This is a genomic window from Stenotrophomonas sp. 10L48 (assembly GCF_056395105.1).
This window is the reverse complement of the sequence record NZ_JBFTIX010000005.1, coordinates 230,162-254,598: the sequence shown is the minus strand read 5'-3', so window position 1 is coordinate 254,598 and position 24,437 is coordinate 230,162. Positions and strand designations below refer to the sequence as shown.

16 protein-coding genes are annotated in these 24,437 nt (G+C 67.1%); 7 read left to right on the top strand and 9 right to left on the bottom strand.

Annotated features, from left to right (window positions below; translation table 11 throughout):
* Positions 1 to 82: 82 nt before the first annotated feature.
* Genes AC1DCU_RS10445 through AC1DCU_RS10435 form a run of 3 tightly spaced genes read right to left on the bottom strand, consistent with a single transcriptional unit; the run spans position 83 to position 5,474 of the window.
* A complete protein-coding gene (locus AC1DCU_RS10445) occupies positions 83 to 1,798 on the bottom strand; it encodes an alpha-amylase family glycosyl hydrolase (RefSeq protein WP_478013568.1) in 1,716 nt (571 codons plus the stop codon).
* Positions 1,798 to 3,285: an MFS transporter gene (locus AC1DCU_RS10440; protein WP_313444264.1), complete on the bottom strand. Its 1,488-nt coding sequence runs from the start codon at positions 3,283 to 3,285 to the stop codon at positions 1,798 to 1,800. The genes AC1DCU_RS10445 and AC1DCU_RS10440 overlap by 1 nt, the downstream gene beginning before the upstream one ends.
* Positions 3,282 to 5,474 carry an alpha-L-rhamnosidase-related protein gene (locus tag AC1DCU_RS10435; protein ID WP_442252086.1) on the bottom strand — a complete coding sequence of 731 codons (2,193 nt, stop codon included), beginning with the start codon at positions 5,472 to 5,474 and terminating at the stop codon, positions 3,282 to 3,284. The genes AC1DCU_RS10440 and AC1DCU_RS10435 overlap by 4 nt, the downstream gene beginning before the upstream one ends.
* A 236-nt stretch (positions 5,475 to 5,710) precedes the next feature.
* Between AC1DCU_RS10435 and AC1DCU_RS10430 the strand changes: the two genes are divergently transcribed.
* Positions 5,711 to 7,765 carry a glycoside hydrolase family 97 protein gene (locus tag AC1DCU_RS10430; RefSeq protein ID WP_442252085.1) on the top strand — a complete coding sequence of 685 codons (2,055 nt, stop codon included), beginning with the start codon at positions 5,711 to 5,713 and terminating at the stop codon, positions 7,763 to 7,765.
* A 254-nt stretch (positions 7,766 to 8,019) separates the two neighbouring features.
* Entirely contained in the window at positions 8,020 to 10,779 is a 2,760-nt protein-coding gene (locus tag AC1DCU_RS10425) for a TonB-dependent receptor (protein ID WP_032976056.1), read from the top strand.
* Between the two features lie 368 nt (positions 10,780 to 11,147).
* On the opposite strand, the gene AC1DCU_RS10420 is transcribed toward AC1DCU_RS10425, so the two are convergent.
* Positions 11,148 to 12,761, bottom strand: a complete 1,614-nt coding sequence (locus AC1DCU_RS10420; RefSeq protein ID WP_134832106.1) for an alpha-glucosidase family protein — start codon at positions 12,759 to 12,761, stop codon at positions 11,148 to 11,150.
* Between the two features lie 215 nt (positions 12,762 to 12,976).
* Here AC1DCU_RS10420 and AC1DCU_RS10415 point away from each other — a divergent pair, with 215 nt between their 5' ends.
* Positions 12,977 to 13,975, top strand: coding sequence for a polyprenyl synthetase family protein (locus tag AC1DCU_RS10415; RefSeq protein WP_442252083.1), 999 nt, complete (start codon positions 12,977 to 12,979; stop codon positions 13,973 to 13,975).
* 71 nt (positions 13,976 to 14,046) lie between these two features.
* Here AC1DCU_RS10415 and AC1DCU_RS10410 read toward each other — a convergent pair whose 3' ends face one another.
* Positions 14,047 to 14,838 (bottom strand): dienelactone hydrolase family protein, encoded by a 792-nt coding sequence (locus AC1DCU_RS10410; protein ID WP_442252082.1) that lies wholly within the window; start codon positions 14,836 to 14,838, stop codon positions 14,047 to 14,049.
* 131 nt (positions 14,839 to 14,969) lie between these two features.
* Between AC1DCU_RS10410 and AC1DCU_RS10405 the strand changes: the two genes are divergently transcribed.
* Positions 14,970 to 15,557 carry an SMI1/KNR4 family protein gene (locus AC1DCU_RS10405; protein WP_442252081.1) on the top strand — a complete coding sequence of 196 codons (588 nt, stop codon included), beginning with the start codon at positions 14,970 to 14,972 and terminating at the stop codon, positions 15,555 to 15,557.
* Positions 15,558 to 15,660: 103 nt separating this feature from the next.
* Here the strand turns inward: AC1DCU_RS10405 and murD are convergent, their stop codons facing one another.
* The 3 genes from murD to AC1DCU_RS10390 form a co-directional block, all read right to left on the bottom strand.
* Positions 15,661 to 17,070 (bottom strand): UDP-N-acetylmuramoyl-L-alanine--D-glutamate ligase, encoded by a 1,410-nt coding sequence (murD, locus tag AC1DCU_RS10400; RefSeq protein ID WP_134832103.1) that lies wholly within the window; start codon positions 17,068 to 17,070, stop codon positions 15,661 to 15,663.
* Entirely contained in the window at positions 17,051 to 18,403 is a 1,353-nt protein-coding gene (gene murL, locus AC1DCU_RS10395) for a UDP-N-acetyl-alpha-D-muramoyl-L-alanyl-L-glutamate epimerase (RefSeq protein WP_442252080.1), read from the bottom strand. Before murL ends, murD begins: the two co-directional genes overlap by 20 nt.
* A gap of 90 nt (positions 18,404 to 18,493) precedes the next feature.
* A complete protein-coding gene (locus tag AC1DCU_RS10390; protein WP_442252079.1) occupies positions 18,494 to 21,088 on the bottom strand; it encodes a bifunctional aspartate kinase/diaminopimelate decarboxylase in 2,595 nt (864 codons plus the stop codon).
* Positions 21,089 to 21,163: 75 nt separating this feature from the next.
* On the opposite strand from AC1DCU_RS10390, the gene AC1DCU_RS10385 reads away from it, so the two are divergent.
* Both AC1DCU_RS10385 and AC1DCU_RS10380 read left to right on the top strand, forming a co-directional pair.
* The gene (locus AC1DCU_RS10385; protein WP_442252078.1) at positions 21,164 to 22,036 is read left to right on the top strand and encodes a PhzF family phenazine biosynthesis protein; all 873 of its coding nucleotides are present in this window, start codon (positions 21,164 to 21,166) and stop codon (positions 22,034 to 22,036) included.
* 94 nt (positions 22,037 to 22,130) lie between these two features.
* Positions 22,131 to 23,009, top strand: coding sequence for a PhzF family phenazine biosynthesis protein (locus AC1DCU_RS10380; RefSeq protein ID WP_309909792.1), 879 nt, complete (start codon positions 22,131 to 22,133; stop codon positions 23,007 to 23,009).
* 87 nt (positions 23,010 to 23,096) lie between these two features.
* Here AC1DCU_RS10380 and AC1DCU_RS10375 read toward each other — a convergent pair whose 3' ends face one another.
* Positions 23,097 to 23,528 carry an OsmC family protein gene (locus AC1DCU_RS10375; protein WP_025873972.1) on the bottom strand — a complete coding sequence of 144 codons (432 nt, stop codon included), beginning with the start codon at positions 23,526 to 23,528 and terminating at the stop codon, positions 23,097 to 23,099.
* A gap of 370 nt (positions 23,529 to 23,898) precedes the next feature.
* Between AC1DCU_RS10375 and AC1DCU_RS10370 the strand changes: the two genes are divergently transcribed.
* Positions 23,899 to 24,297, top strand: coding sequence for an HU family DNA-binding protein (locus tag AC1DCU_RS10370; protein ID WP_025873973.1), 399 nt, complete (start codon positions 23,899 to 23,901; stop codon positions 24,295 to 24,297).
* Positions 24,298 to 24,437: the final 140 nt, after the last annotated feature.

Below are 24,437 nucleotides of genomic sequence, written 5' to 3'. Positions count from 1 at the left end.
GGCCGGCAACTGCACTGGGTCCAACGACGAAGAGGCTGCCGGCCAGCGGCCGGCACTACCGTTTCCGCTGGTCACTGCGCGGTCAGCGCTTCAGTCGCTGGTCGCGCGCCAGCTGGTCTGCCATGGCCTTGTCCAGTTCGGCCTGCAGGGCCGGCTGCTGCACGTCCGCATCCAGCACAAACACCTTCACCCCGTGCGCCGGCACCTCCGCCTTCAGGCTGCCCTTCACCGTCACCTGGCCACCGTCCAGCGCGTCGCGCCAGAGGCCGGGCTGCAGGTAGCGGTCGACGCTGAAGGTCTTCGTGGCATCGCCCTTGTTCAGCAGCACCAGCGCGGTCTGCGCCACGTCGCCATGCTGCAGCACACGGAAGAACACCGCTTCATCGCCCTGCAGACGTTCGTTCACCTGCAGGCCGCGCTGCAACGCCGGCGTACTCTCGCGCAGCTTGGCGATGCGCTGCAGCGGGGCGAAGATCGGGCTCTGCGGGGCTGCATCCACCCGCGGCTGGCCGAAGTAGGCACGGTTGCCGGCGTGCTCCGCACGGCCGCGCATGAAGCCGGTTTCCGATCCGTAATAGACCACCGGAATGCCGCGCGCGGTGAACAACCAGTTGTGCGCGTCGATGAAGCCGCTGTCCCTGGCCTGCAGGCGCGGCATGTCGTGGTTGTCGTAGAAACTCATCAGCTCATACGGGTTGGCGTACGGGCCACCGGTCAGGTGCAGCGGCTCAGCCAGCGTTTCAAAGCCCTTGCCGGCGCTGCCGAAGGCCTGCTCCAGCGCGCCGCGCAGCGGGAAGTCGAGCACGCTGACATTGGCGTTGGCCGGCCAGGTGTGTTCGGCGATGCTGGCGGCGTTGTAGTCGAACGCTTCGCCGAACATGAACATGCCCGGATGCTGCGCGCGGATGCGGTTGACGAACTCGTGCCACCACGGATGCGGCAGCCAGCCGATGGTGTCGATGCGCAGCGCATCCACGCCCTGCGCGGTCCACTGCAGGTACGCCCCCACCAGGTAGTCCATCACTGCCGGGTTGTCCTGGTTGAAGTCGCCCAGCTCGGCCAGGTTGCCATCGAAGATCGAGCCGTCCTTGCTGTCGACCGGGCCGATGTTGTTGTAGAACGCGTGCAGCGGATTGTGCTTCGGGTCCAGCTTCTGTGGCGGCAGGTTCTGGTGGTCGGCGATCAACCTGCCGCCCTTGTCGAAGATCTGGCCGAACTGCGGCTGCCGCTTGGGCATGGTCCAGGCCGGCGAACCGTGGTTGCCGACGATGTCCAGCACCACCTTCAGGCCGGCGCCGTGCAGGCCCTTGGTCAACCCGGCAAAATCCAGGTCCCTGCTCGGCAGGTGCTCGTCCAGCGCGTAGAAGTTGACGCCCCAGTAGCCGTGGTAGCCGGTCTTGCCACGGTCGGTCAGGGTGCTGGTACAGCTGATCGGCTTGCTGCCGGTGAAGGCTTCATCCGGGTTGTCGACGATGGGCGTGATCCACACCGCGCCGAAACCGAGGTTGCGGATGTAGTCGGCATTGTCGAGCACACCACGGAAATCGCCACCGAGATAGCCGATGTTGCCGTCCACCTTGTCCGGGCATGGCACCGGAATATCGAAGGTACGGTGCTTGCCGCCCTGGTCGCGATGGTCGTTGGACGGATCGCCGTTGACGAAGCGGTCGGTGACCACGAAGTACACCGCGTCACTGGCGAACGGCTCGGTGGTACCAACATAGGCCGGGCGTGGCGCGGCCGAAGCATGGCCAGCGAACAGCACAAGGGATACAGCAGCAGACAGGGCACCACGCATCACACCACCTCCGGACGGGACGGAACCCGCAACACGCACAGACCGGCAATCAACAGACTGCAGCCACCCAGCACCAGGACATGCATCGGCTGCCCCCCCAGCCATGCACGCAGGGCAAAACCGAGCGCGCTGGCCGCGACCAGCTGCGGGATCACGATGAAGAAATTGAAGATGCCCATGTACACGCCCATCTTCGCTGCCGGGACGCTGTCCGACAGCAGCGCATAGGGCAGCGACAGGATCGAGGCCCAGGCAAAGCCGACGCCGACCATCGACAGCAGCAGCCACTGCGGATCGTCGATGAACATCATCGAGATCAACCCTGCCCCACCCAGCCACAGGTTGACCAGGTGGCTCCAGCGCAGGCCGATCGCCCGCACCATCGGCGGGATCAGCAGCGCGGCCAGTGCGGCGAAACCGTTGTAGGCACCGAACAGCACGCCCACCCAGTTGGCACCTTCGTTGTAGGCCGCCGATTCGACATCGGTGGAGCCGAAATGCATGCCGGCCACTGCGCGCGTGGTGAAGATCCACATCGCGAACAGGGCGAACCAGGAAAAGAACTGCACCCAGGCCAGCCGGCGCATGGTGATCGGCATCGCGCGCAGGTCGCCGACGATGGCGGCCAGCATGTGCGTACCCGGTAGTACCCGCGCCGCCGCCAGCAGTGCGCCGTAACCCGCGCACAGGCCGGCCAGCACGTACAGCATCTTGTCGCCCTGGCGCCACGCGATCAGTGCCGCCAGCAGCACGCCGAGACCGAGCCACAGCGCAACCTGCGTCCACGGTGCGGGCCCGCTGACCGCGGCCCCGGCGTGATGCGCCGGTGGTTCGGCATCATCGAAGCTGGCCAGCTCGTCGGGCGAATACTCACGGGTGCTGACCACCGTCCAGGTGATCGCCGCCAGCAGCACCACCGCGCCGAAGTAGAACGCATAGCGCACGGTATCGGGCACCTCGCCCGCCGCTGCCGTGTTGGCAACACCGAAGTGGGCCAGGATGAAGGGCAGGAAGCTGGCAACGATCGCGCCGACGCCGATGAAGAAGCTCTGCATGGCATAGCCCGCCGGGCGCTGCCGCGGTGCCAGCTGGTCGCCAACGAAAGCGCGGAACGGCTCCATCGACACGTTGATCGAGGCGTCCAGCACCCACAGCGTGCCAGCCGCGATCCACAGCGTCGGCGAGTTCGGCATCACCAGCAGGGCCAGCGTGGTCAGCACCGCGCCGATCATGAAGAACGGGCGGCGCCGTCCCCAGCGTGTCCACGTGCGGTCGGACAGGTAGCCGATCACCGGCTGCACCAGCAGGCCGGTCAGCGGTGCGGCGATCCACAGTCCGGGCACCGCGTCCATGTCCGCACCCAGTGTTTCGAAGATGCGGCTGGCGTTGGCGTTCTGCAGGGCAAAGCCGAACTGGATGCCAAGGAAGCCAAAGCACATGTTCCAGATCTGCCAGAACGACAACTGCGGCTTTGCAGGACGGCTCATCGTGCGTCCTCTGCTGCCGCCACCGGCGCAATCTTCAGCGCCTGGACCTGGGCCTGGTTCAGCACGCCATCACGCCCGCCCTTGCCGCCGGTGTAGTGCGCGAAGTGCTGCAGCGCGCTCATGTTGAAGCCCTCTTCCAGCGTCACCGTGCAGCGGCCTTTGGGTACCGCGAAGGTTGCCGCGGTCGAGTCCTGCGCCGCCACGCTGTGCGGCAGCGTTACCGTGTGCCGCTGCGGAGGCTGGCCCTTGCACTGCACGGCCAGCTGCTTCACCGCCGCGGTCACACCGGTGTTGATCGGGCCGTTCGGGTTGCTGTACTGCAGGCGCAGGCGCACGTGGCCCGCGCTGGCTGCATTGAACTGCCATTGCCGGCTGCCCCGCAGCACCTGCTGCGGGCCGACGCAGACCATCGGGCTGTGCAGGGATTCCAGCGCACCTTCGCGCCGGGTCAGGCTCAGGCAGTGCTGCAGGCCATCATCGCCGACGCGCACCTGGCCCTTGCTGGCCGTGGCCGCGACACCGTCCTGCCAGAGGACCTGGCCGGCAGCCACCGCGACCGACCAGCCCTTGCCACTGCGCTTTGCCTGCGGTGCCAGCGGCGTGGCCGGTGCTCGCGCATTGGCATCGGCACGCGGCACATCACGGCTCACGGCTGCCGGCGCAGCGACCAGCTGCACGGTGGTCGTGGTGCCGCGCGTACGCGTTTTTCCCGCGATCAACAAGCCAGCGCCCACCTGCTTCGGGCGCTCCAGCACATAGCGCTTGCCGCCCGCCTCCAGACTGATCCGCTTCTGCTTTCCGAACAGCTCCGGCACCAGCTCGGCCGGCAGCTTGGGCTGCACGCGACCGTCGTCCTGCACGCCGAACACGCCTTCGGTGACCATCGACAGATAGCCGGCCACCGACCACAGCTGGCGCTCGGAGTTGACCACCGGCCCGCTCAACGCGCCTTCGTCCACGTGCACGGCCTGGCTGACCAGCTCGTAGTTCTCCATGTTGGAACCTGCCAGCGCCGCCCCTTGCATCAGCGAGCGGATCTCGGCAGCAATGCGCGGCGCATCGTCCACCTCGCGCGCCGCGCGCAGCGAGTACGCACTGACGAACGGCCAGATCGCACGGTTGTGGTAGATCGGCTGCTGCGCTTCCTGCGGCCACACCACCGGGCTGCCGGCAGCACCCATCGGATAGCCCGCCAGCGCCCGCCGCGCACGCTCAGCAGGCAGCACGTCGGCGAGGATGCCCAGCGACAGGCCGAGCAGATCGATCTTGGCGTACGGCACCGGGTGCGCCGCCTCGCCGATGTAGCTCATGTACTGGCCCATGTCTTCGCGCCAGAAGCGCGCGTCGATCTGCACCGCCAGTGCATCGGCCCAGGCCCTGTACTGCTCGCTGCGCTCGTCGCCAAGCTGCGCGGCCATCTGCTGCGCCAGGCGCAGCGCCTGGTAATGCAGCACGTTGGTGGACAGCGCGTAGGAATCACCGATGAAGCGCACGTCCTCGCGCGTCCAGTCCGGATAGGTCTGCTCGCGCCAGTCAAGGAACGAGGTCTCGCCGCGATACAGGCCCATCTGCGCGTCGAACACCATCGCCCGGTCCTGCGCCAATGTGCCCTGCAGGGCCTGCCAGACCTGCTCGGCAAACGCAGGATCATCCAGCAGGTGGCGTGCGGCGAGGAACCACACCACGCGGTCGCTGCTGATCGGCCAGCTGCCACCGGAGCCGGTGTCCTGGGCCACGAACAGGCCGGGCGTATGCCCGTCGCGCGCAGCCGACAACTTGAACTGCAGCGACTGACGGGTGCGCTTCGGGTCCAGCTTCGCCAGCGCCAGATCGGCTGCAAAGCTGACGTCACGCGTCCACACATACGGCCAGCGCGCGCCGGTCTGGAAGCACTCGCACGGTACCGGACGGCCTTCGTCGAAGGCCGGATCGCGGATGGCATCCACCCGGTCCTGGTCCATTTCCTGCTGGGCCAGCGCGAACAGCGCATCGAACATCACGCTGCCGGTCTGGCTGCGCATGGGCGCGGCGGCGATGCGCACCTCACCCTTCGGCGCATGCAGCACGAAGCTGCCCTTGGCAGCGGATTCGGCGCGCGCCTGGCGGCCGTCGAATGTCAGGTCGGCCGCGTGCGCGGTCGTCCCCAGCGCTGCCCCCAGGGCAGCGGTCAGGCAAATGATCTTCAGCATCGAAGCGGCAGACCGGCTTGCGCCCGTCGACCTCCCTCCCTCTCTGCACCGTTGTGGGTCCGCACTGCCGTTGCCGGCGTGCGGGCGCGGCACCTCCCTCAAGGTGCCCTGGCCCCATGGTAGACGCGGGGCTGTCGACTGCGTCCAGCTGCATACGTATTCATGGCGTGCAGTACCGGCAGGCCTGTCGGCCTGGCTTATGGTCCGGGTCTGTCAACGGCGCCTTGGGAGGGGAAATGCCGACGTCACCCACAATGGTACGCGCAGTGTTCGCGCACGCTTTCGGCCTGGCCCTGCTGGGATGGGCCGCGCTGGCACAGGCGGCGGCACCGCAGATCGCCAGCGTAGAATCACCGGACAAGGTGCTGAAGGTCAGCCTGGTGCTGGACGGCGGTACCGCGCGCTACCGCGTCGAGCGCCTCGGCCAGACCGTGGTGGCCGATTCGAAGCTGGGTTTTGAACTGCGCGATGGTCGCCTCGACCGCGACTTCAGCCTGCTGGCGCAGGAACGGCGCAGTGTCGATGACAGCTGGGAACAGCCCTGGGGCGAGCGCCGGCTCACCCGCAACCACTTCAACGAACTGACCGTGCACCTGGCCGAAGGCACCGGCAGCAAGCGCCGGCTGGACCTGGTGTTCCGCGCCTACGACGACGGCCTGGGCTTCCGCTATGTGTTCCCCGAGCAACCGAACCTGCGCGAAGCGATCATCGATGACGAGCTGACCGAGTTCGCCATCGCGCCGGAGTCCACCGCATGGTGGATACCCGCGGGCGAGCCGATCCATTACGAATACCTGTACCAGCGCACCCCGCTGCGCGAAGTGCCGCTGGTGCACACGCCGATGACCCTGCGCAGCCACGACGGCCTGCACGTGGCCATCCATGAGGCGGCACTGGTCGACTACGCGGGCATGTGGCTGCGCCGCACCGAGGGCCAGCGCCTGCGCGCCCAGCTTTCGCCTTCGGCCGAAGGCTGGAAGGTGCGCCGCGCCCTGCCCTTCGCCACGCCATGGCGCACCCTGCAGATCGCCGACCGTGCCGGCGGCCTGGTCGAGTCCGACCTGATCCTCAACCTCAACGAGCCCAATGCGCTGGGCGATGTGAGCTGGGTGAAACCGGCCAAGTATCTGGGCGTGTGGTGGTCGATGCACCTGGATGAAGAGAGCTGGGCCACCGGACCGAAGCATGCGGCCACCACCGCAAAGACGCGGAAAGTGATCGATTTCGCCGCCGCGCACGGCTTCCGTGGTGTGCTGGTGGAAGGCTGGAATCCTGGCTGGGACGGCAACTGGGTCGGCAACGGTTACGACTTCGACTTCACCCGCGCCACGCCGGATTTCGACATCGAATCATTGTCGGCGTACGGGCTGAAGAAGGGCGTGCACCTGATCGGCCATCATGAAACCGGCTGTGCGATCGAACACTACGAAGACCAGCTGGGTGCTGCGCTGGATCTGTATGCGCGGCTGGGCGTGGACCAGTTCAAGACCGGCTACGTCTGCGACGACGGCCAGGTTGATCGCCGCAATCCGGCCGGCGGCCCGCTGTGGCGCGAGTGGCACGACGGGCAGTTCATGGCCCGCCATCACCTGAAGGTGGTGCAGGAAGCCGCCCGTCGGCACCTGTCGGTGAACCCGCACGAGCCGATCAAGGACACCGGCCTGCGCCGCACCTACCCGAACTGGATTTCCCGCGAAGGCGCACGTGGCATGGAATACAACGCCTGGGGCCAGCCACCGAACCCGCCCGAGCATGAGGTCAACCTGGTGTTCACCCGCATGCTGGCCGGGCCGATGGATTACACGCCCGGCATCCTCAGCCTGAAGGGCCGCCACGGCCAGGCCATTCCCAGCACGCTGGCCCGCCAGCTGGCCCTGTATGTGGTGCTGTACAGCCCGATCCAGATGGCTGCCGACCTGCCCGAGCACTACCTGCAGCACCGCGAAGCGTTCCGCTTCATCGAGGACGTGGCGGTGGACTGGGAGCAGAGCCGCGTGCTCGATGGCGAGGTCGGCGACTACGTGACGATCGTACGCCGCGACCGCAACAGCCGCGACTGGTTCCTGGGCAGCATCACCGACGAGAACGGCCGCGTGCTGCCGGTGTCGCTGGGTTTCCTGGAGCCGGGCGTGCGCTACCGCGCCGAGGTCTACCGCGATGGCGATGGCGCGGATTTCCGCAGCAGTCCCTTCGCCTTCAAGCGCGAAACACGCGAGGTCAGCAGCACCGATTCACTCACCCTGGTGCTGGCGCCGGGCGGCGGACAGGCCATCCGCTTCACCCCGCTGTGAATGCGCAGGTAGTGCCGGCCGCTGGCCGGCATCGTTGCGACGTGGATGGTTGCCGGCCAGTGGCCGGCACTACCGGAATGATGATCTGGAAGCGATTACAACCCTGCAAACGCCATTGAATACGTATGCAGGGTGATTCCCACGAAGAACGCGCTGCCTACCATAGCGGCGACGACAGCGGCCACCGCGTCGCACGTCCTCGACACCATCGGGACGACCACGAATCGCACTACAACATTGCCTGGGAGGGGAAAATGTTGAACCACAAGCGCAGTGCGCTGAGCATCGCGTTGGCCGTCGTACTGACGCCATCGCTGGCAGCAGCGCAGTCCACGCAGAGCACGGCAACCCCGCCAACCGGCACCGCCGCCACCAACCTGGACACGGTGCAGGTCACCGGCATCCGTCGCGGCATCGAAAGCGCCATCGCCACCAAGCAGGACGCCACCTCGGTGGTCGAAGCCATCTCCGCCGAGGACATCGGCAAGCTGCCCGACGTCAGCATCGCCGAATCGATCTCGCGCCTGCCTGGCCTTGCCGCACAGCGTGTGGCCGGTCGTGCGCAGGTGATCAGCGTGCGCGGCCTGTCGCCGGATTTCGCCACCACCCTGCTCAACGGGCGTGAAGTGGTCAGCACCGGCGACAACCGCGGCGTCGAGTTCGACCAGTATCCGTCCGAGCTGGTCAACGGCGTGACCGTGTACAAGACCCCCGATGCAGCGCTGGTCGGCCAGGGCCTGTCGGGCACCATCGACATGCAGACCGCACGTCCGCTCAGCTTCCCCGACCGCGTCATCGCCGTCAGCGGCCGCTACCAGAAGAGCTCGCTGGGCCGCGCCGCCGACACCGACCCGTACGGCAACCGCTTCAGCGCCAGCTACATCGACCAGTTCCTGGACAAGACCCTCGGCATCGCCATCGGCTACGCGCACAGCGACATGCCGATCCAGGAAAACCAGGTGGGCCTGTACGAGCCGTGGACCACCGAGCACACCACCAACGGCGACCGCCCCGGTGTTGCCGCTGGCACCTACTTCACCGACGGCATCAAGGCGCTGCGCCGCACCGGCAACAACAAGCGCGACGGTGTGATGGCCACGATCCAGTTCCGGCCGAACAACAGCTGGACCAGCACCTTCGACGCGTTCCATACCGAAGCGGAACAGATCGACACCGCCAACCAGTTCGAGCTCAACCTCAGCAACTACAACGGCGGCTACACCCCGGGACTGCTGGTCAGCAACCCGCAGGTCAACGCCAATGGCACCTTCACCGGTGGCACCGCCAGTGGCGTGTACCCGCTGGTGCGCGGCATGTACAACAAGCGCAAGGACAAGATCGATGCGTTCGGCTGGAACAACGAGTTCACCTTCGGCAGCGTCAAGCTGGTTGCCGACCTGAACTATTCCAAGGCCACCCGCGACGAACTGAACCTGGAAAACAACCTGCAGCTGACCCCGATGCCGCAGCTGGATACGGTCGGTGTGCAGTTCCGCCAGGATGGCTTCTCGCAGATCAGCCCGGGCCTGAACTACTCCAACCCGGACGCGCTGTTCCTGACCAACACCATCTACGGTTCTGGTTACGGCAAGGTGCCGAAGGTGGAAGACCGCCTGAAGGGTGGCAAGCTGGCCGCGACCATCGCCCTGCCCGAAGCAATGGCGTCGTGGGCACCGGATCTGGATATCGGCGTGAACTATGCCGACCGCCGCAAGGTGAAGACCCAGTCCGAAGGCAACATCCTGCTGGGCGCGCAGGGCGATGCCAACATCGCATCGGATCTGCAGTACCGCCCGGTCAACCTCGGCTTCGCCGGCCTGGGCACCATCCCGGCCTGGAACGTGCCTGGCGCGGTCGGTCGCTACATGACCTTCAATCCGGTCGACAACCTGGACTACCTGATTCCCAAGTCGTGGACGGTGCAGGAAAAGATCACCACCGCCTGGGCGCGCCTGAACATCAACACCGACATCGGTGTGGTGGGCGTACGCGGCAATATCGGCGTGCAGATGCAGCACACCGACCAGAGCTCGGACTCGCGCTACTGGGATAGCTCGCAGGCGGCCGGCAACAACATCCAGCCCTACTCGGACGGCCGCAAGTACAACGACTGGCTGCCCAGCTTGAACCTGGCCTTCATGTTCCCGCATGAGCAGACCCTGCGTTTTGCCGCAGCCAAGCAGGTCGCGCGCCCGCGCGTGGACCAGATGCGCGCGGGCCTGGAGTTCGGCGTGGATACCGGTACCGGTCGCCCCGGCGGCAGCGGCGGCAACCCGTTGCTGGACCCGTGGCGCGCCACCGCGCTGGACCTGTCCTATGAGAAGTACTTCGGCGAGAAGGCCTACGTGGCCGCCGCGATCTTCTACAAGGACCTGAAGAGCTACGTCTACACCCAGTCGGTGGACAACTACGACTTCACCGGCCTGCTGGGCGACTATGTGCCGCCGCCGGGCATGGTGGTGCCGGTGCTGCCGACCGGCACGTTCTCGACTCCGGTGAACGGCAAGGGCGGCACCCTGAAGGGCCTGGAGCTGACCGCGTCGTTCCCGCTGGAAATGCTGACCGACAGCCTGCGTGGCTTCGGCGTGCAGGCCAGCGCGACCTTCAACAAGAGCGACATCCAGATCCTGGATCCGGAAAGCGCGTCCAGCGTGGGCACCGACCCGATCAGCCTGCCCGGCCTGTCCAAGCGCGTGTACAACTTCACCGCCTACTACGAGCGTAGTGGCTTTGAGGCACGCGTGAGCCAGCGCCGCCGTTCGGACTTCATCGGCGAGATCGGCAACTTCAACGGCAACCGCACCCTGCGCTATGTCGTGGGCGAGAACGTGACCGATGCGCAGGTCAGCTATACCTTCAGCGACAGCAGCAGCCTGCGTGGGCTGACCCTGCTGCTGCAGGGAAGCAACCTGACCAACGAGCCGTACCGCACCTACGCCGGCACCAAGGATCGCCCGCTGGAGTACATCGAGTGGGGCCGCACCTACATGCTGGGCGTGAACTACAAGTTCTGAGGTAGCGCCGGGCCATGCCCGGCGACCCGGACTCGGTAGTGCCGGCCGCTGGCCGGTACCGCCATCGGTAGCGCCGGGCCACGCCCGGCGACAGGACACAGCGAACAGGACCGGAAACCCGCTGCGCAGGCAGCGGGTTTTCCTTTGTGCGCACAACGCGATGGCCAGTGAAGCGTGATCGGTACGGCCCCATCCACGCATGCCGTGGTTCTCCCCCGCCGCATCGCAATCGATGCGTGCCGGGCATCCATTCGCCCCCCTGGTAGATCCACGCCATGCGTGAATGCTCTGCGCCGGAACCGCGCCCACAAAAAAGGGACGGGGCGCTTCGGCCCCGTCCCCGCAAGTACCGCCACCGGAGAAATCGGTCAGCTGCGTCGTGCGCAATACACCGCACGCGGCGGCAGCTGCAGTTCATTGCCCTGCACCGTCCCCGCATCCGGGCCCGGCACAGCCACCTGCTGCCAGTTGCCCGCCGGCAGCGGATGGCTCACCGCTTCGGCCGACAGGTTGAAGGCCAGCAGGAGAGTTTCATCTGCAAGCATACGCTCGAACAGCAGCACTGGCTCGGCACTGTCCAGGAACCGGATGTCACCGTGCAGCAGGGCCGGCTGGGTACGGCGCCAGGCCAGGAAGCTGCGGAAGGCCGACAGCACCGAATGCGGATCCTGCGCCTGCACCGCCACGGCCGCCGCCTGGTGCTCGGCCGGGATCGGCAGCCACGGCTTGCCGGTGGTGAAGCCGGCCAGCGGCGCGTCGATCCACGGCAGCGGCGTGCGGCAGCCGTCGCGCCCCTTGAAGTTGGGCCAGAAGGTGATCCCATACGGGTCCTGCAGCGCCTCGAACGGCACTTCGGCCTCGGCCAGGCCCAGTTCCTCGCCCTGGTACAGGCAGACCGAACCACGCAGTGAACACAGCAGCGCCACCAGCATCCGCGCCAGGCGAGGGTCGGCCGGATGGCCACCCCAGCGGCTGACCGCCCGCTCCACATCGTGGTTGGACACCGCCCAGCACGGCCAGCCTTCGGTCATCGCCGCTTCCAGGCGCGAAACGGTGTCGCGGATGTAGGCCGCGCTGTAATCGTTGACCAGCAGCTCGAAGCTGTAGCCCATGTGCAGGCGGCCATCCTGGGTGTATTCGGCGGTGGTCGCCAGCGAATCCTCCGAGGAGATCTCGCCCAGGCTCACCGCCCCCGGGTACTCGTCCAGCAGGGCGCGCAGCTGCTCCAGGAACGGCAGGTTCTCCGGCTGGGTGTTGTTGTAATAGTGGTACTGGTAGGCGTACGGGTTGTCCGCGCTGAAGCCGCGGCCGACGCGCTTGTCGGCCGGCTTGGGCGGGTTGTCGCGCAGCTGCGCGTCATGGAAGCAGAAGTTGATCGCATCCAGGCGGAAGCCATCCACACCCCGGTCCAGCCAGAAGCGCACGTTGTCCAGGGTCGCCTGCTGCACCTGCGGGTTGTGGAAATTCAGGTCCGGCTGGTCCACCAGGAAGTTGTGCAGGTAGTACTGCTCGCGGCGCGGCTCCCACTGCCAGGCACCGCCGCCGAACAGCGACAGCCAGTTGTTGGGGGGCGTGCCGTCCTCGCGCGGATCCACCCACACATACCAGTCCGCCTTCGGGTTGCTGCGGTCCTGGCGGCTCTCGCGGAACCAGGCGTGCTCGATCGAGGTGTGGCTGAGCACCTGGTCGATCATCACCTTCAGGCCCAGGCCGTGGGCCTTGGCCAGCAGCCGGTCGAAGTCGTCCAGGCTGCCGAACAGCGGATCGACATCGCGGTAGTCGGCGATGTCATACCCGAAGTCGGCCATCGGCGATCGGAAGAACGGCGAGATCCAGATCGCATCCACGCCCAGCGCGGCGATATGGTCCAGGCGCTGGATGATGCCGGGCAGGTCGCCTACCCCGTCGCCGTTGGCGTCGAGGAAACTGCGCGGGTAGATCTGGTAGATGACGGCTCCGCGCCACCATGGATAGTGCGACATCGACAGCCCCCCTCCGGGCATGCGGGACCCGCTGGAAGCGGGCCGAAAACCAACTCCCGCAAGCTTAGCGGCGGCCCACGACGATGGCGCTGCCTGCATACGTATTCACGCCAGACGCCACGCCCGGTGGCGCGCGGCGGTGGCCTGGCCCCCGGTTTCCTCCCCAATTCACAGGCAACGCCTATAATCAGGGATGAGCCTGAAAGCCTGATCGCATGACCATCACTGAAGACACCCGTCCCGCCCTGGGCCTGTCCCAGATCCAGTCGCTTGCCGCAGTCGACATGGCTGCCGTCGATGCCCTGATCCGCCGCCGGCTGTCCTCGGATGTGGTGCTGATCAACCAGATCGCCGACCACATCATCTCCGCTGGCGGCAAACGCCTGCGGCCGATGCTGGTGATGCTGGCCGGCCATGCGGTCGGCGGCTCCGGCCCCGAGCACCACCAGCTGGCAGCGATCATCGAGTTCATCCACACCTCCACCCTGCTGCACGACGACGTGGTGGACGAATCCAGCCTGCGCCGCGGCCGCAGCACCGCCAATGCACTGTGGGGCAACGCGCCCAGCGTGCTGGTGGGCGACTTCCTGTACTCGCGCAGCTTCCAGCTGATGGTCGAGCTGGACCGGATGCCGGTGATGCAGATCCTGGCCGACACCACCAACCGCATTGCCGAAGGCGAAGTGCTGCAGCTGCTGCACGTGCACAACCCGGACACCGACGAAGCCGCCTACCTGCGCGTGATCGAGCGCAAGACCGCGGTGCTGTTCGCCGCCGGCACGCGCCTGGGTGCACTGGCCAGCGGCGTCGATGAAGCCACCCAGCAGGCCCTGTACGACTACGGCATGCACCTGGGCTACGCCTTCCAGATCGCCGATGACGTGCTGGATTATTCGGCCAACGCCGACGAGCTGGGCAAGAACCTGGGTGACGACCTGGCCGAAGGCAAGGCGACGCTGCCGCTGATCCATGCCATGGCCCATTCCGATGAGGCCACCCGCCAGCGCCTGCGCGCGATCGTGCAGAACGGTGATGCCTCGGCGATGCCGGAAGTGCTGGCGGCGATCCACGCCACGGGAGGTCTGGAATACAGCCGCCGTCGTGCCGAGGAATATGCAGAGGCCGCCGAACGGGCGCTTGACGGCCTGGGCGACAACGATGCCGTCGCCGCCCTGCGCGGCCTGGCCCGCTACGCGGTACAGCGTTCGCATTGATGGAGGAGTGCCGACCAACGGTCGGCACCTACAAGAACGGGTGGGTGCCGACCGTTGGTCGGCACACCTTTTCAACGCCTCTCGAACCGCTCCTCGAAGAACTCATCCAGTGCCTTCCAGGCGCGCTTGGCGGCGCGTTCGTTGTACTGGCAGCCCGGCGGGCTGTTGGCATCGCGCTCGGCAAAGCAGTGCACCGCACCGCTGTAGTTGGTGAACTCCCAGTCCACCTTGGCCGCATCCATTTCCTTCTGGAAACTGCCGATATCCTCGGCGGTCACGCTCTTGTCGTCGGCGCCGTTCAGCACCAGCACCGACGGGTGGCTGCCGCCGGCCTGCGCCGGCAAGGGGGAGCCGAGCCCGCCATGCAGGCTGACCACGCCCGCCAGCGGCGCGCCGGCGCGGGCCAGTTCCAGCACCGTGGTGCCGCCAAAGCAGAAGCCCACTGCGCCGATCCGGCTGGCGTCCAGCGGTGCCTTGCCCGCCTGCGCCTTCAGTACGTTGACCGCCTCCAGCGCCCGCGCCCGCAGCAGCGGCCGGTCATTGCGCAGCTTGGTCGCCACCGGTCCGGCCTCGGCATCGGTCTTCGGCCGCACGCCCTTGCCGTACACATCGGCCACCAGCACCACGTAGTCATCGCCCGCCAGCTGCTTGGCCTTCTCGATGGCCGATTCGTTCACGCCCTTCCAGTTCGGCACCATCACCAGGCCGGGACGCTTGTCAGCATCTCCATCGTCATAGACCAGTACGCCAATGAAGGTCGTGCCCTGGTGCTTCCACTCCACCGGCTGGGTCTTCATCGCCGCCCACGCTGGCATCGCTGCCAGCCCCAGTACCATCGCCACGCCGCAACGCCAACGGTTCATGCGCCTGCTCCAGAAAAAGGGGACGGAGGGGATTAAGCCGTAATCGCCCCTCCCGCGTCGCATTCTGCATTGGCGGCGTGACGCAGGTGTGGTTGGATACGACTTGATCCCCTCCGTCCCCTTTTTTCTGCATGAATCTTGTTGATCGCTTTCTGTCTGGATTGATCCCGCGGCTGCCCGAGGACGATGCCCCGCAATGGGCGTGGACCGAAGGCGCCAGCGAGGCCGACCTGCAACGGCTGCGCGCGCAGTGGCCGCAGGTGCCCGACAGCCTGGTCGAGCTGCTTTCGCGCGTGGACGGCACGCACTTCCGCGACTATCCGAAGGGCGAGGTCTGCGTGCTGATGCTGGGCTCGGACGTGGGCGACTACCCGTACTACCTGCGCTCCATCGCGCAGATCTTCGAAGACCAGCAGCAATGGGACGACAGCATCCGTTCCATCTACGAGGAATGGCTGGAAGAAGAACCGGAGATCCTCGATGCCGGCATCGATGCCGACCTGCCGATGAGCCGCCGCCTGTGCTTCTCGCACTGCATGAACAACGGCGGCACCTCGATGCTGTATCTGGATTTCGATCCCGCACCCGGCGGCAGCGTTGGACAGGTGGTGCGCTACCTGCACGACCCGGACAGCTACGCGGTCATCGCCCCCAGCTTCGATGCCTACCTGCAGCAGCTGATCGACCGCGACTACAGCTTCCTCGACGAGGAACGTTGACCGCGTCGTGGTGACGGCAGCCGGCGTGGGCTCGGCTCTCCAGTAGATCCACGCCATGCGTGGATGAAATCCCCGGGTTGCCGGCCACCGGCCGGCACGACCGTCAGGCGATCCCGATACCCGGAATCGCGCTGATCGTATCCGGGTCGAACCCGGCCAGCTCGGCGAAATGCCGCCCGCGTGCAACGTAATCGCGGTAGGCGCCATAGCTCGGCGCGCCCGGCGACAGCAGCACCACCCCACCCTGTTCGCCCAGTGCGCGACGCGCCAGCGACATCGCATCGGGCAGATCGGCAGCGGCATGCAGGCCGAAACGGCCGGCGTCGGCCAGCGGCTGCAGCATCGCGTGGATGCGCGGACCGTTGCTGCCCATGGTCACGATCTCCACCGGCGGCACGTCGTGCGCCATGTGCTGCATGAAATCAGTCCAGTCCAGGCCACGATCGTGACCACCGACCAGCAACGCGATGCGCTGGCCGGCAAAGCACTCCAGCGCCGCCAGGCTGGCATGCGGCGTGGTGCTGATCGAATCGTTGACGTAGGTCAGGTCATCGGCCTGGCCGATGCGTTGCAGGCGGTTCGGCAGCGGCCGGAAATCCTGCACCGCCGGCGCCAGCGCCACGGCATCCAGGCCCAGCGCCTCCAGCGCGGCCAGCACCGCGCACAGGTTGCCGCGGTTGTGGCGGCCCGGCAGTGGCGTATTGCGGGTATCGAATACCGCCTGCCCGCCGCGATGCACGATGTCACCGCGCATGTGCCAGCCCTGCGGCTGGTTGAACCAGACCACCTCGCTGCCGGGCAGCGACAGCGCCGCCAGATGCGGATCTGCGGCATTGAGCACGGCAACGCGCGGCGCGGCCCCGGTCACCAGCTGCAGCTTGTCTTCGATGTAGCGCTGTTCGCTGCCGTGCCAGTCCAGGTGTTCCGGGAACAGGTTCAGCACCACCGCCACCTGCGGGTGCGCACCACTGCGCGCGACCTCGCCGGTCTGGTAGCTGGACAGCTCCACCGCCCAGTACGCAGGCGCCGGTTGAGGGTCCAGCACTTCCAGCAGTGGCAGGCCGATGTTGCCGACCAGGCCGGTGCGATGCCCCGCCGCGCGCAGCAGGTGCGCGACCAGCGCGGTGGTGGTGCTTTTGCCTTTGGTGCCGGTCACGCAGATCGTGTCGCGCACGGTGCCATCGGCATCGGCATGTTCGGCAAACCACAACGCCGTGCCGCCGATGAAGCGGGTGCCCTGCTCCGCCGCCGCCAACGCGATCGGCAGGTACGGGCTGATCCCCGGCGACTTGATCACCACCTCGAATGCCGCCAAGGCCTCGGCCGACGGTTCACCACGCACGTCCAGCACGCCCTGCGTCTCCGCACGCGCGGCCGCGACCTCGCTGGCCGGGCAGAACAGGCTCAGGCCAAGCGATGGCAGGCGCGCGCGCAGCACCGCATACGCAGCACGCCCCTCACGTCCCCAGCCCCACAGCGCTACGCGCTTGCCTTCAAGCTGCGAAATCTTCACGCACCCGTTCCCACAGCGCCGCCGGAATACGATGTTCGCCCTGCAGCTGCATCAGCGGTGCAAGCTCCAGCTCGGCCGCATCCAGCTGCGGCTGGATTTCATTGCAGAAGCGCTTCACCAGCACGTCTTCCTTCCACTCCGGGCGCTGCGCCAGGGTGGCCATCGCCGCACGCGATTCGCGGCCTTCGCCCACGCATTCGAACGGCTTGTGGTCCTGGAATTCCAGCAGCGCATCGAAGCCACCAGCCTGCTCGATGTCATCCAGCAGGTTGCGGCCGAAGATGCGCACCAGGCGGGTCTTCGGCATGAAGGGTGCCAGCGCCAGGAAAACGAAGTGGCACTTCGGGCAGACGCCGCACCAACGGTTCACCGGGCGCTCGCCAAGGATGTGGAAGTTGCGGTTGCAGCTGGAGAAATGCGCGTCGTAGAAATCGCTCTTGGCGAACTGGCGGGCCACCGCAAGCTCCGACATCGGCCGCAGCAACGAGTAGTACTGCAGGTCGGCGGCCACGTACTTGCGCACGTGGTTGCCAAAGGCCTGCTCGCAGGCCCAGCCCTTGGACCACTGGTGGTTCACTTCACCGGTGCCCGGAATCTGGCTGCCGTAGCTGGCCGAGCGCTCGTTGGAGAACACCACCTGGTCCACACCGTGCAGCAGCGCAGCCAGCACCATGATCGCCGAGTTCACCACGGTGACCGGGATGTGCCCGTTCCATGCGCCCTGGCGGTTGAGTTCGAACAGCTCCGGCGCCAGCGCGCGGCCCAGGTTCAACGTCGGCAGCCCGGTGCGCTCGGCACAGGCACGGATCAACTGCGAACCCCCGATCCAGGTCACCGTCTCGTCCACGCCGGCGCGGCGCAGCGCTTCGATGCTGACCAGCGAATCCTTGCCGCCGCCGATGGCGACCAGCGCGTGCGATTGCAGGCCCAGCACCGGTGCCTGCACCGTTTCGCCCTGCACCGGCAGGCGGAAGCGCCCACGCAGGTTCAGGCCGTTGCGGTAAGCGAATTCGCCCAGGCCGTTGAGGTAGATGGTCTCCACCAGCGCTGCGGTATCGGCATCGATGCTGTAGCTGTCGATGCTGACCGTATCGGGCACGCCGGCCTTGTAGTAGCTCACACCGGCAATCAGGTGCAGCAGCCGCAGCGCGCGCTGCACGGCATCGGCACGGGCCGGTTCCAGCACGAACGGAGCGCCGGGCACGGTAACGGTTTCCACCATTTCCGGGCCGTCATCGAAGGCGTAGACCAGCTTGGCCACGCCGGTGTCCGCGGCGAATTCGCAGCGGACGAAACGGAAGCGGGAAACCTGGTGTTTATCGAAAGCAGTCATGGTGAATCCAGTTCAAGCACGGTCAGGCACGTGCCCGCGCGCAGGCGCGGGACGTGTCGGTGGGCGGGTGCAGGGCGCGGAAGGCGGCGATCATTCGATCACGTCTTCGCGCGGCATCGCCCGCTGGTTGTAGGTGTTGGACATCACATAGCCGTAGGCACCGGCGTCGGCGATCAGCATCACATCATCCGGCGCGGTCGACACCGGCAGCTTGCGGCGCTTGCCGAACACATCGCTGGATTCGCAGATCGGGCCGACCACATCGAACGCCGCTTCGGCGTAACCGCCCTGGCGGCTGAGGTTCTCGATGTCGTGCCAGGCGTCGTACAGGGCCGGGCGCATCAGCGTGTTCATGCCGGCATCCAGGCCGACGCGGCGCACGCCATCCTTCTCCACCACCTGGGTGGCGTGGGTCAGCAGCACGCCCGATTCGGCCACCAGGAAGCGGCCCGGCTCGATCGCCAGGCGGAACGCCGGATGCAGCGCCTTGACCTCGGCCAGGCCCTCGGCCCAGGCATCCAGGTCGAACGGCTCGTCTTCCTCGCTGTACGGGATCGGCAGGCCACCACCGATGTCGATGGTGTGCACGCTGCCGATGCGGCGCGCGAAGCCCGCCAGCTCATCGCACATCAGGCGCCAGTGCTGGGCGGTTTCCACGCCGCTGCCAAGGTGCGCATGCAGGCCGACCACGCGGGTGCCCAGCTCGGTGGCCGCGCGCACGAACTCGTCCACGCGCGCGATCGGCAGGCCGAACTTGGATTCCTTGCCACCGGTGCGGACCTTGGCGTGGTGGCCTTCGCCACGGCCCAGGTCCACGCGCAGCCACAGTTCGCGGTTGCGGAACAGGTCCGGCCAGCGTTGCAGGGCTTCCACGTTGTCGACAGTGACGGTCACGCCCAGCGCGAACGCCGCTTCGTACTCGCTGCGCGGGCAGAAGCTGGGAGTGAACAGCACGCGCTTGGGCGACAGTTCCGGAATGGCCTGGAACACATGCTTCAGCTCACCGTGCGACACGCACTCCAGGCCGAAACCTTCGGCCTCCAGCAACTGCAGGATGGCCGGATGGCTGTTGGCCTTGATCGCGTAGTATCGCTGGTCGATCGGCTTGATCGCCGCCAGCGCGCGGGCACGCGCCCGCACCGTCGGCAGGTGGTAGACGTAGCGCGGGGTGCCGGCATCGGCCAGCTGCAGCAGGTGCGCACGCTGGCCGCGCCACCACGGCGTACCACGCGGACGCACGGTGCCGGCGATTTCGCGCCAGCGCGGGCCGAACACTTCGGTCTCTTCCACCGGCATCGCGCCGCTGTCGATCAGTTCGGCGTGCAGGATCGGCAGCAGGCCATCGGCATCGGCTTCGTCGATGACGAAGGTCAGGTTCAGGTCGTTGGACGACTGCGAGATCATGTGCACGCGCTCACGACCGAAGGTCGCCCACACGTCCGACAGCTTGTGCAGCAGCGAGCGCATGCCCAGGCCGACCAGGGTGATCGCCGCGCACGGCACGATCACCTTGACCTTGCAGATCTGCGACAGGTCGGCCGACAGCGCGGCCAGCACATCGGTGTTGACCAGGTTCTCGGACGGATCCAGCGATACGGTGACGTTGGTCTCGGCCGAACCGATCAGGTCCACCGACAGGCCGTGCTTCTTGAACAAGCCGAATACATCGGCGAGGAAGCCGACCTGCTGCCACATGCCGATGCCTTCCATCGACACCAGCACGATACCGTTGCGACGGCTGATTGCCTTCACTCCGGGCACCGGCGCGGCATTGCCGTCGATGCTGGTGCCCGGCAGCTCCGGACGCTCGGTATCGAGGATCGCCATCGGCACGCCCGCATCGCGGCACGGCTTGATCGAGCGCGGGTGCAGCACCTTCGCACCGGTGGTGGCGATTTCCTGCGCTTCGTAATAGTCCAGGCGGGTCAACAGGCGCGCGTCCGGCACGTCCTTGGGATTGGCGCTGAACATGCCGGGCACATCGGTCCAGATCTCCACGCGGCTGGCGCCGAGCAGCGCACCGAAGTATGCCGCCGAGGTATCCGAGCCGCCGCGGCCGAGGATGGCAGTGCCACCGTCGGCGTGACGCGAGATGAACCCCTGGGTGATCAGCATGCGCGTGGGCTGCGCGCGGAAGCGCTGCGCCCATTCCGCATCGGCACGCCACTGGCAGTTCACCGACAGGCGCTGCGACCAGTCGCTCTGGTTCGGCTGCGGCGGCAGCGCGTCCAGCCACTGGCGCGCATCCATCCAGCCGAAATCCAGGCCGCTGGCACGCAGGTAGGCCGCGCCCAGGCTGGAAGACAGCAGTTCACCCTGGCCGAGCACTTCGGCCTGCCAGTCCAGAGGACGGCTTGGCGCACGCGGGTCGTCCAGCAGGCCCTGCAGCGCGGCCAGCCGCTCGGCCAGCACCTCCGCGCCCAGGCCCAGCTCGTCCAGGAAGGCCTGGTGGCGTTCGACCAGCGCCGCCACGCGATCGCGGCTGTCCGGCGCGCCATCGGCAATCGCGGTCAGTTCATTGGTGACCCCGGACAGCGCCGAAACCACCACCAGAACGCGCGAACCGGTCTCTTCGGCCCGTTTTTTCGCCAGCTTCCCGATCGTGTCCCAGCGGTGGCGACGCGACACCGAGGTGCCGCCGAACTTCAGTACGATCCAACGATCGACAAGGGGGGAAGCTGACATGGATAGGCTATGTGTAATGTGGGGAAGCCGCCCGAGGGGGCGGAACCTTCGATTCTAAGCCCAATACACCCGTCAATGACCGCCTACCGCTACCTGCAGCTCGATGTCTTCGCCCACCAGCCCGGTACCGGCAACCCGCTCGGTGTCGTGTTCGACGCTGATGGACTGTCCACCGACCGCATGCAGGCCCTGGCCGCCTGGCTGAACCTGTCCGAGACCGTATTCTTCCTTCGCCCCACCGCTGCCGGCGCCGACTACCACGTGCGCATCTTCACCCCTGCCAGCGAGCTGCCCTTCGCCGGGCACCCCAGCGTGGGCGCCGCCTGGGCTGCGGTCACCTGCGGCCTGGTGCAGCCACGCGACGGGGCCCTGGTGCAGCAGTGCGCGGCCGGCCTGCTGCCGGTGCAGGTCACCGGGCCAGCCAACGCGCCCACCATCCGCCTGGCGAGCCCAGAGGCACGGCCGCTGCCGGCTCTGCCAGGCGACATTCCTGACGCCCTGCGCGCTGCTGCCGCCGAGGGCCAGCGCGCCGAGCTGTGGGACAACGGCCCGCGCTGGTGGCTGCTGCCGCTGCGCGACGCCGAGGCCGTACGCACGCTGGCACCGGACATGGCGGCCCTGCGCGACTGGAGCATTGCCACCGACGCGCTCGGCATCGCCGTGTTCGCGCTCGAAGCCGATACCGGGCACGACCTGGTGGTGCGCGCGTTCTGCCCCGCCGATGCGCCCAACGTGCCGGAAGACCCGGTGACCGGCAGCGCCAACGCGCTGATCGGCGCCTGGCTGCGGCAGCGCAACGCCCTGCCCGGCAAGGACGGGAGCTACGTGGCCAGCCAGGGCCGCGAGGTCGGCCGCGACGGCCGCGTCCAGGTCACTGTGGATGCGCAGGACACGGTGTGGATCGGCGGCCAGGTGCAGCTGGTGATCGACGGCAACATCACCTGGTAGCGCCGGGCCAAGCCCGGCGGCCTGCCGCGCTGCGCGCTCGCGGGGCATGGCCCCGCGCTACCCTATGCCGCCTGTTTCCTGGAGTTCCTGCCCGATGACCACCCGCCGTTTCCTGCAGCTGGATGTGTTTTCCCCGCGCCCGGGCGCCGGCAATCCGCTGGCCGTCGTGCTCGATGCCGAAGGCCTGGACGATGCAGCGATGCAGGCCATCGCCCGCTGGACCCGCCTGCCCGAAACGACGTTTGTGTTCCCGGCACAGACGGCCGGCACCAGCTATCGGCTGCGCATGTTCAGCCCGCAGAAGGAAGTGCCGTTCGCCGGCCATCCCAGCGTCGGCACCGCCCACGCGGTGCTGCAGGCGGGCTTGGCCATGCCGGTCGACGGGGTACTGGTTCAGGACGGCATCGCCGGTGCGCTGCCACTGCGCGTGACCGGCGAAGGCGCGCAGCAGCGCATCGCCATCCGCACGCCCCGTGCGCAGCTGGCCGAGATCGCCGCCACCGATGACCCACGCCTGCAGGCCGCATTGCACACCTGGCCGCTGGGTTCGCTGCCACCGGCCCGCATGCAGGGTGGCCGCAGCTGGTGGGTCGTAGAGGTCGCGGATGAGGCCGCGTTGCGCGCCCTGCACCCGGACTGGGATGCGATCGCCACGCTGGCTGAATCGACCGACAGCATGGGCGTGTTCGCCTATGCCTTTGCCGATGGCAGCGATGGTTACGACCTGGCCGTGCGCGCTTTCGTCGGCAATGGGCGCCGCTTCGAGGATGCTGCTTCTGGCGCGGCCAACGCTGTGCTGGCGGCCTGGCTGGACCTGCGCGACGCCCTTCCGCGCGGCCGCCAGCCCTTCGACGTCAGCCAGGGACGCGAAGTCGGCCACGATGCGCGGCTGACGCTGCTGGTCGATGAAGAGGGCGAGGTCTGGTCCGGCGGCCAGGTGCAGACGGTGATTTCCGGCACCATCGATTGGTGAACGCAAGGCGGTAGAGCCGGCCGCTGGCCGGCTGCCACCTTATACCCGGTTTCATGTGGTTGCCGGCCAGCGGCCGGCACTACCTTCTCAGCCCAGTTCGGCTTCCAGGCTGATCGGCACCGCGCTCAGCGCCTTGGAAACCGGGCAGTTCTGCTTGGCGTCATCAGCGATCGCGCGGAACTGCGTCGCCTCGATTCCCGGCACAACCGCCTTCACTTTCAGCCGGATCTGCGACAGCTGCGGGCCGCCTTCCATCGACAGATCGACCTTGGCTTCGGTATCCAGCGAGGTCGGGGTAAAGCCTGCCTCGCCGAGCTTGGCCGACAGCGCCATGGTGAAACAACCGGCGTGCGCGGCAGCGATCAGTTCTTCGGGATTGGTGCCCTTTTCATCACCGAAACGGCTGTTGAAGCCGTAGCGGGTCTTGTCCAGAAGACCACTCTGCGGCGTGCTCAACTGGCCCTTGCCCGACTTCAGGTCGCCTTCCCAATGCGCGGTAGCGTGTCGCGAGATTCCCATGTCCTGCTCCGTTGTGGCTGTGATGAACCAATACCCTGGCACGCGCCGCGTTAGCCCTGCGTCGCCCCGCCGCATGCGGCGCGCCTGTCCCGAGCCGACGACTGGACACTTCTTCGCCAGCAATCTGGCGATTTCCCCCTTGTTTTCAGTCATTTCGCCCATCCAGTCGCAATCACCGACACTGCGGTGCAGCGCACCACCGCACCCGCTCCCCCTACTGCCGGCCATGTACTGAATCGGCCTGGATATGAAAAAACATGCACTTTCAGCGCTCCAGGCTATTGGCGGCGCCCAAGAGTTGCCCTACATTGCGCTTGCCGACGGGGTTCGGCGCCGACCAAACAACCAACCGTTCACGGAACAGGAAACCATGGCAAAGACCGCTAAGAAGGCTGCCCCGAAGAAGGCAGTGAAGAAAGTCGCGACGAAGGCAGCCGCCAAGCCGGCCGCTCCGAAGCCGATCAAGGAAGTGCTGACCAAGTCGGGCCTGGTTGCACACATCGCTGAAGTCTCCGGCGTTGTTGCCAAGGACGTCCGCGCTGTGCTGGCCTCGCTGGAAGGCGCTGTCGCTTCCTCGGTGCACAAGAAGGGCGCCGGCTCGTTCACCCTGCCGGGCCTGCTGAAGATCACCACCGTCAATGTGCCGGCCAAGCCGAAGCGCAAGGGCATCAACCCGTTCACCAAGGAAGAGCAGTGGTTCGCCGCCAAGCCGGCCACCACCAAGCTCAAGGTTCGCCCGCTGAAGAAGCTCAAGGACGCTGCGCTCTAAGCGCGCGCCCTGCAGCGGATACCTGACGGGACGGCCTTGGCCGTCCCGTTTTTTTTGCCCCGCATCCGCGCTCGCTCTGCAGTAGATCCACGCCATGCGTGGATGCCGTCCACTGCGCCCCCGCAACACAGCGTTTCCCG